Genomic DNA, 7268 nt, shown 5'->3' on the forward strand with positions numbered 1-7268 from the left:
ATTATACAAGAGACTTACTTATATATACATCATTAAATACATTGCTAGCCCTATTTAATACTTATGTAAGAATAGAAAACTATGAGGCACTAAAAGAAAATAGGAAAGTTAAAACATTTGGTTTTATAAAACAAGCATCTAAGCACGGAAGTAAAATGTTTTTACTAAGTTTGTTGATACAAATAAAAATAACCTTATGGACTATGTTATTTATCATACCAGGCTTGGTGAAAAGATTGGAATACCAAAGAGCTGTATATAACATGGTGGACTACCCTCATATGCAAATAGGAGAAGCCTTTGCAAGTGCTAGACAGGAGATGCGTGGTAGAAAATGGGACCTATTTTTAACAGAATTGCTAATATTAATACCTCTTATGCTTGCGGCTATGATGCTATTCTACTCATTTATACAGATTACTTTTGATGGCGGAATGAGGATTGACTATTCAATAGATGTATTTAAAGTAATTGTTGGAATATTTGCTATATTTGGAATCATGTATTCTAATATGCTTTCCTTATCACTAGAGCCAGTATTCAACTTAGAGATAAATAAAATAGCTGAAAGAGATATGCCTGATAATTATAGTATTTAATAAAAGAAATGGAGCTTGAAAATTTTCAAGCTCCATTTTTATTGGTTTTATATATTCTTATACACCTTCATATGCTTGGTATAAGATTTCTTTTAATTCTTCAATCATTGGTTCTTTAGGGTTTGCTGTTGTACATTGGTCTTCGTAAGCTAATACTGCTAGCTTATCAACCTTAGATTCAAACTCTTCCTTGCTTACACCTTGGCCCTTGATTGAAAGGTCAAGATTTAAGTCTTTAGATAAGTCTATAATCTTTTGTACAAATGCTTCTACTAATTCTTCAGTAGTTTCACCTTCACAACCTATAGCCTTAGCTAGTTTAGCGTAGTCTTCATCAGCTCTGAAGTATTCATACTTAGACCAAACTTGTGTCTTACCGTTGTTTTTAGCATTGTATCTAATTACATGTGGCATCAAGATAGCATTAGCATAACCGTGAGCTATGTGGAATTCTGCACCAATCTTATGAGCAAGTGAGTGGTTTATTCCTAAGAATGCATTAGCAAATGCCATACCTGCGATTGTTGATGCGTTGTGCATGATTTCTTTAGGTTCGTGTTTATTTGTATGGTAAGAATCAGATAATGATTTAAATACTAATTCTACAGCTTGCATACTTAAGCCTCTTGTGTAGTCGGATGCCATTGAAGATACAAATGATTCAATAGCGTGTGTTAGTACGTCCAAACCTGTGTAAGCAATCATTGGTTTTGGTAGGGTATAAGTAAATTGTGGGTCTACGATTGCTACTGATGGTGTCAATGCGTAGTCAGCGATTGGATACTTCATACCTGTTTCAGAGTCTGTAATTACTGCAAATGGTGTAACTTCTGAACCTGTACCTGATGTTGTTGGTATACATACTAATTGTGACTTTTGCCCTAGATCAGGTAGCTTGTAAGCTCTCTTTCTGATATCTAAGAATTTTTGTTTTGCTCCCCAGAAGCTTACTTCAGGTGCTTCATACATTAACCACATCATCTTAGCAGCATCAAGTGGTGAACCACCACCAACAGCTATGATTGTATCTGGTTCAAAGTCTTTTATCTTAGATAGTCCTTTTTCTACTGTATTTGTTGTTGGATCTGGTTCAATATCTGAGAATATTTCATAAACAACTTGGTTTGCTCTCTTTCTTAAAACGTCAACAACTTTTGCTACTAGGCCGTGTTCCACCATACCTTGGTCAGTAACTATAAATACCTTTTCTACATCAGGCATTTTTTCTAGATATCTTACTGAGTTCTTTTCGAAGTATAATTTTGATGGTAGTTTTTGCCATTGCATATTGTTTCTCCTCTTAGCTATAGTCTTTACGTTTATTAAGTGTTTTACTGATACGTTTTCACTTATTGAGTTTTTACCGTATGATCCACAACCCAATGTAAGTGAAGGAGTCATTTCATTATATAGGTCTCCTATGCCACCTATTGAAGAAGGAGAGTTTACTAAGATTCTAGAAGCTTGCATTTTTACTGCGAAGTCTTCGATTAAATCGTTGTTGCTTCCGTGTGTATGGATTGATGCTGAGTGTCCCATACCACCAAATTCAAGCATTTGTTTTGATTTTTCAAAACCGTCTTCTGTTGATTCGGCCTTGATAAATGCTAAAACAGGAGATAGTTTTTCTCTTGTAAGTGGGTATTTTTCTCCAACACCCTTACATTCTGCTATTAGTAATTTTGTACCTTCAGGAACATTTATTCCTGCGTGTTCTGCTATCCATTCAGCACTTTGTCCAACTATATCTGGGTTAACTGATTGTTTTTCCTTGTTGATTACAAAGTCTTCTAATTTTTTAATATCTTTGCTTGGTACAAAGTAAGCTCTATTTCTTTCAAATTCTTCTTTAACTTGGTCGTAAATTTCTTTGTCACAAATTACTGCTTGTTCTGAAGCACAAATCATACCATTATCAAAAGTTTTTGAAACCACTAAGTCGTTTACAGATCTTCTGATGTCACATGATTTTTCAAAATATGCTGGTACGTTTCCTGGTCCAACACCTAAGGCAGGTTTACCTGTTGAATAAGCTGCGTGAACCATTCCTGCTCCACCTGTTGCTAGAGTAATAGCAACGCCATCGTTGTTTATAAGAGCTGATGTCTTATCTAAACCTGGATTTTCAATCCATTGGATACAATCTTTTGGAGCGCCTGCTGCAACTGCTGCATCATAAACTGTTTTAGCTGCTAGGGCAGAACAATTTTGTGCACTTGGGTGGAAAGCAAATATAATTGGGTTTCTAGCCATGATTGAAATAATCGCCTTAAACATTGTTGTTGAAGTTGGGTTTGTAACTGGTGTGATACCTGCAACTACTCCAAGAGGGGATGCAACCTTTATGATACCTGTTTGCATATCCCTATCTATAACATCACATGTTTTTTCATATTTAATTGAGTGCCAGATTGTTTCTGTTGAATATAAGTTTTTAATAGCTTTATCTTCAGCAACACCTCTTTTTGTTTCTTTAACTGTTTCTAAAGCTAGGTGCATGTGTTGGTCTATACCAGCCATTACCATAGCGTGTACTATTTTATTTACTTTTTCTTGGTCAAATGTTTCTAAAGTTTTTAAAGCAACTTTAGCCTTGTCAACTAATTTTTGTATTTCTTGTTCAGCTGTTATCTTTGTTTCTTTCTTTTCGGTCATAATTTTTTCCTCCATTATGATATTTATCTGTTAAATAATTAACACTACATGAATATAGTAACCTATGAAAAAATAAATGTAAATAGACAAATGATGTGTTAATGTTTTCACAAAATAAGATATTAATTATTTGTAACATAATCTGTGTTATAATCAAATAAAAGCAGTAAGGAGTATTAGATGAATGAGATTTTAACTACGGTTTACCATGATTCGAGTAAACACTTTATTTCAAATCCCTTTCCTAAAATTGGAGATACTATAGAAGTACTTATAAGGATAAAAAAGAATGACCTTATAAAAAAAGTGTTTATAAGATATAGGGACCAGGGTGTAGAAAAAATTGAAGAAATGTCTGTTAAATATGAAAAAAACGGCTTGATTTATTATAAGTATGATATGGAAGTTTATGATAAATTAATTACTTATAATTTCGTATTGGCGGGTGAAGATAAATTTTATTACTATTCCCAATATAAGATAAGTGACTATCAACCCGATAGGTCTAGGGACTTTAAGATACTAGTCGACTATAGGGCGCCTAGCTGGATGAAGGACCAGGTCTTTTATCAAATACTTCCAGATAGATTTTACAATGGTCGTCCAGACTTAACATATAAGGAAGATTCTTTCACTTATAGAGGACATAAGCCTATACAAATGGCTTGGGAAGACCAACCTTTAGAATTCGAAGATAGTCATTGTTTAGACTTTTACGGTGGTGACCTTTGGGGGGTAATAGATAAGCTGGATTACCTTGAAGAGCTCGGAGTCACAGGTTTGTATTTAAATCCGATATTTAAATCACCTACTATGCACAAGTATGATAGTTTAGATTATTTTAAGATAGATGATAGTCTTGGTGGAGAAGAGGCTTTGATAGCCTTGTCTGAAAACCTGCATAAAAGAGGGATGAAGCTGGTTTTAGATATTTCGATCAACCATACATCATCAGATTCAAAATGGTTTAATATGGATGGGACTTTCTATCCTAAATCTCTTGGTGCCTATAACAATCCTGAATCAGAAGAAAGAGACTTTTATTTTATAGATGACGAAGGAAATTATGAATCTTGGTATGGGGTAAAGACCATGCCTAGCTTAAACTATAGTAGTCAAAAATTGAGAGACTTAGTTTATAGGAATGAAGATTCTGTCTTAAAAAAATATTTGAAAGAACCCTTTAATATAGACGGGTGGAGATTTGATGTTGCCGATGTAATGGCTAGAAATAGACAAAAAGACCTATACTATGAAGTATGGGAGGAAATCAACCATGAACTTAAGTCGGTAAAGGAAGACGTTTTAATCATGGCTGAAGAATGGGCTGATACCCCAGATATGTACAATCAAGACAGGTGGGATTCTACCATGAACTATTTTGGAGTAGGCTCACCATTAAGAGAATTTACTGGGCAAAAGGACCTGCTCCTAAGAAGAAATCCATACTTTTCAGACTTTGCCTACAAGTTTACAGGACACCAATTAGCAGAAAGAATAATCCAATTTCTAGATAAACATCCAACAGAAATAGGTTATCAAATGTTTAATTTGATAAATAGCCATGATGTCGAAAGATTATATAACCACGAAGATTTAGATTATGATGTTTATAGGGGAACGATAATAAGTTTATTTGGTCTACCAGGAGCAGTCAACATATATTATGGTGATGAAAAATACCTAGATGGAAGAATTGAGACCATGGAAGGTGCTAGGTATCCAATGGATTGGACTCCGGAAAATGATTTAATAGGGAGAAAAAAAGATTCTTACCAGCTATATAAAACTTTGGCTAATTTGAAGAAAAATAATGAGGCCCTTAAATCGGGAGGATTTAAGCTGCTTCATGTAGATGATGAAGTCTTTACTTTCGCTAGATTTACCCAGGATGACCTATTTATATTCGCCTGGACTAAATCTGAAAATAAAGAAAATTTTGAAGTAGACTTAGGACAGTTTGGATTAACTAGCTCATTTGACCAAATAATAGGAGATTCTTCTTTAAGTATAGAAAAAGAAAAATTAACTATTGAATTAAATCCTAAGGAATCAATAGTAGTCCAAGTAAGATAGGAGTTTATATGGATAATTATATTTTATTAAATTTTAACTTATCTAAAGAAGAGAATAAGAAATTTGAAAATAAGATTTATGATTTTGATAATATAGGATTTTTAGTAGATGACCCTGAAGAGAAGATTGAAATTTTAAGCTCTTTACCAGAGTGGGAAACTAGTGATCTAGTAATTGATAAAGATGCTAGGATCAACTATGAAGTATACTTTGAAGATTCTGACAAGGGATTAGAAGATAGGGAAAAACTTAAAGAGTATTTATCTAAAGAATTCCCTTCAATAGAATTTATAGAAAAAAAAATAGATAATTCTAACTGGGAAGATGAGTGGAAAAAGACCTACAAGTCTTTCAATATTGGAGATAAAATCCTAATCAAACCTTCCTGGGAAGAGGATATAGATACAAATAGAATCGTAATTGAAATAGAACCCAAAATGGCCTTTGGGTCAGGTACACATGAAACAACCTCAATGTGTATGGAGTATGTTGAAGATAAGGACCTATCTGGATTGGATATTTTAGACATAGGTTGCGGGTCAGGTATACTTTCAATCCTTGCTAAAAAACTAGGAGCTAAAAATGTCTTAGCCTGTGATATAGACCCTATAGCTGTTTCTTCAACAATAGATAATGCAAAGATAAACAAGGTTGATTTACAAGCCAAAGAGTCAAATCTTTTCGACAATATAGAAGGAGAGTACGACTTAATATTCGCCAATATCTTAGCGGAAATATTAGTTGAAATGATTGGGCAATCTAAGGACTATATTAAAAAATCTGGAATCCTAGTCTTATCTGGAGTAATCAATGAAAAGGCGGGTATGGTCAAAGAAGCCTTGTCAGAAAATGACTATGAGATTTTAGACCAAAGAGAAAAGGGAGAATGGACCCTACTAGTAGCAAGGAGCAAGGATGTATAGGTTTTTTGAAGACCAATCAAGTGTTATAAATGATCAGATTATACTTTCTAAGGATAATATCCACCACATAAAAGTACTTAGGATTGAAGATGATGAAAAGTTTGAAGTGGTGGTTGATGGAGTGGTCTACCTTGTAAAACTATTGGAAAGTGATAAAAATAATAGTACTTGTGTCATCTTGTCCCAAAAAAAGGATGAAAATGAGTCCAATATCAAAATAAACCTATATCAAGGTCTGGCTAAAAGTGATAAGTTGGAATGGATTATACAAAAATGCACAGAGCTTGGTGTAAGTACAATAATTCCCTTTACTTCATCCAGAACTATAGTTAAATGGGATAGAAAGAAAGAAAAGAAAAAACTTGCTAGATACCATGATATAGCTGAATCAGCTGCTAAACAATCAAAAAGATCAATCATACCTACCGTTAAAGCATCCTTGACTTTTAATGAAATGGCAAGGGATTTAGAAGGTAAGTTTGTGATTGTAGCTTATGAAAACAGGGGCTATAGTTTAAAAGAAGTATTAACAAAAAATGTCCTAAGTGAAGTGAATATAGTTATAGGACCAGAAGGTGGTTTTTCAGAAGAAGAGATTGAAAAACTTGAATCGATTTCTGCCCACGTTGTGAACTTAGGAAATAGGATATTGAGGACTGAAACTGCTGCTATGGCCCTTACTGCAATGATTCAGTATGAATCTGGAGACATTAATTAAGTTTGCAATATTAATGCAAATCATATATAATAAATCAAGTAATCCACAAAAGTGGGGAGGTGAAGAGATTGACAGAAGTTAGAGTTCATGAAAATGAATCTATTGATAGTGCATTAAAAAGATTTAAGAGACAATGTGCACGTACAGGAGTTTTATCAGAATACAAGAGAAAAGAATTCTACGAAAAACCATCTGTAGTTAGAAAAAGAAAAATAGATCAAGCAAAAAGAAAGAAAAGAAGAGGTTAATTAACCTTTAGATAAAGATTGATTATTACTATTACGAAATGACACTTAT

At 33.6% G+C, this 7268-nt stretch carries 5 protein-coding genes and 1 pseudogene; 5 read left to right on the top strand and 1 reads right to left on the bottom strand.

The annotated features are described in order from the left end of the window. Positions 1-599 (top strand): annotated as a pseudogene (locus Q0U66_RS04805) (hypothetical protein); the annotation flags it as partial. Between the two features lie 57 nt (positions 600-656). Here the strand turns inward: Q0U66_RS04805 and adhE are convergent. Continuing rightward, on the bottom strand, positions 657-3254 hold the full coding sequence (adhE, locus tag Q0U66_RS04810) for a bifunctional acetaldehyde-CoA/alcohol dehydrogenase (protein ID WP_297378059.1): 2598 nt from the start codon (positions 3252-3254) through the stop codon (positions 657-659). Between the two features lie 180 nt (positions 3255-3434). Here adhE and Q0U66_RS04815 point away from each other — a divergent pair, with 180 nt between their 5' ends. From Q0U66_RS04815 to rpsU, 4 genes are all read left to right on the top strand, one after another. Continuing rightward, positions 3435-5330 carry a glycoside hydrolase family 13 protein gene (locus tag Q0U66_RS04815; protein WP_297378063.1) on the top strand — a complete coding sequence of 632 codons (1896 nt, stop codon included), beginning with the start codon at positions 3435-3437 and terminating at the stop codon, positions 5328-5330. A gap of 8 nt (positions 5331-5338) precedes the next feature. After that, on the top strand, positions 5339-6253 hold the full coding sequence (gene prmA, locus Q0U66_RS04820; RefSeq protein ID WP_297378066.1) for a 50S ribosomal protein L11 methyltransferase: 915 nt from the start codon (positions 5339-5341) through the stop codon (positions 6251-6253). Then, positions 6246-6971: a 16S rRNA (uracil(1498)-N(3))-methyltransferase gene (locus tag Q0U66_RS04825; protein ID WP_297378069.1), complete on the top strand. Its 726-nt coding sequence runs from the start codon at positions 6246-6248 to the stop codon at positions 6969-6971. The genes prmA and Q0U66_RS04825 overlap by 8 nt, the downstream gene beginning before the upstream one ends. A gap of 68 nt (positions 6972-7039) precedes the next feature. Then, positions 7040-7219: a 30S ribosomal protein S21 gene (gene rpsU / locus Q0U66_RS04830; protein ID WP_297378072.1), complete on the top strand. Its 180-nt coding sequence runs from the start codon at positions 7040-7042 to the stop codon at positions 7217-7219. Positions 7220-7268 lie beyond the last annotated feature (49 nt).

This window comes from uncultured Helcococcus sp. (assembly GCF_946998255.1).
GTDB lineage: Bacteria > Bacillota > Clostridia > Tissierellales > Peptoniphilaceae > Helcococcus.

What these genes read in the sequence shown, in the direction of transcription:
- adhE (WP_297378059.1), bottom strand. Translation starts at nt 3,254, where the DNA reads ATGACCGAAAAGAAAGAAACAAAGATAACAGCTGAACAAGAAATACAA.
- Q0U66_RS04815 (WP_297378063.1), top strand. Translation starts at nt 3,435, where the DNA reads ATGAATGAGATTTTAACTACGGTTTACCATGATTCGAGTAAACACTTT.
- prmA (WP_297378066.1), top strand. Translation starts at nt 5,339, where the DNA reads ATGGATAATTATATTTTATTAAATTTTAACTTATCTAAAGAAGAGAAT.
- Q0U66_RS04825 (WP_297378069.1), top strand. Translation starts at nt 6,246, where the DNA reads ATGTATAGGTTTTTTGAAGACCAATCAAGTGTTATAAATGATCAGATT.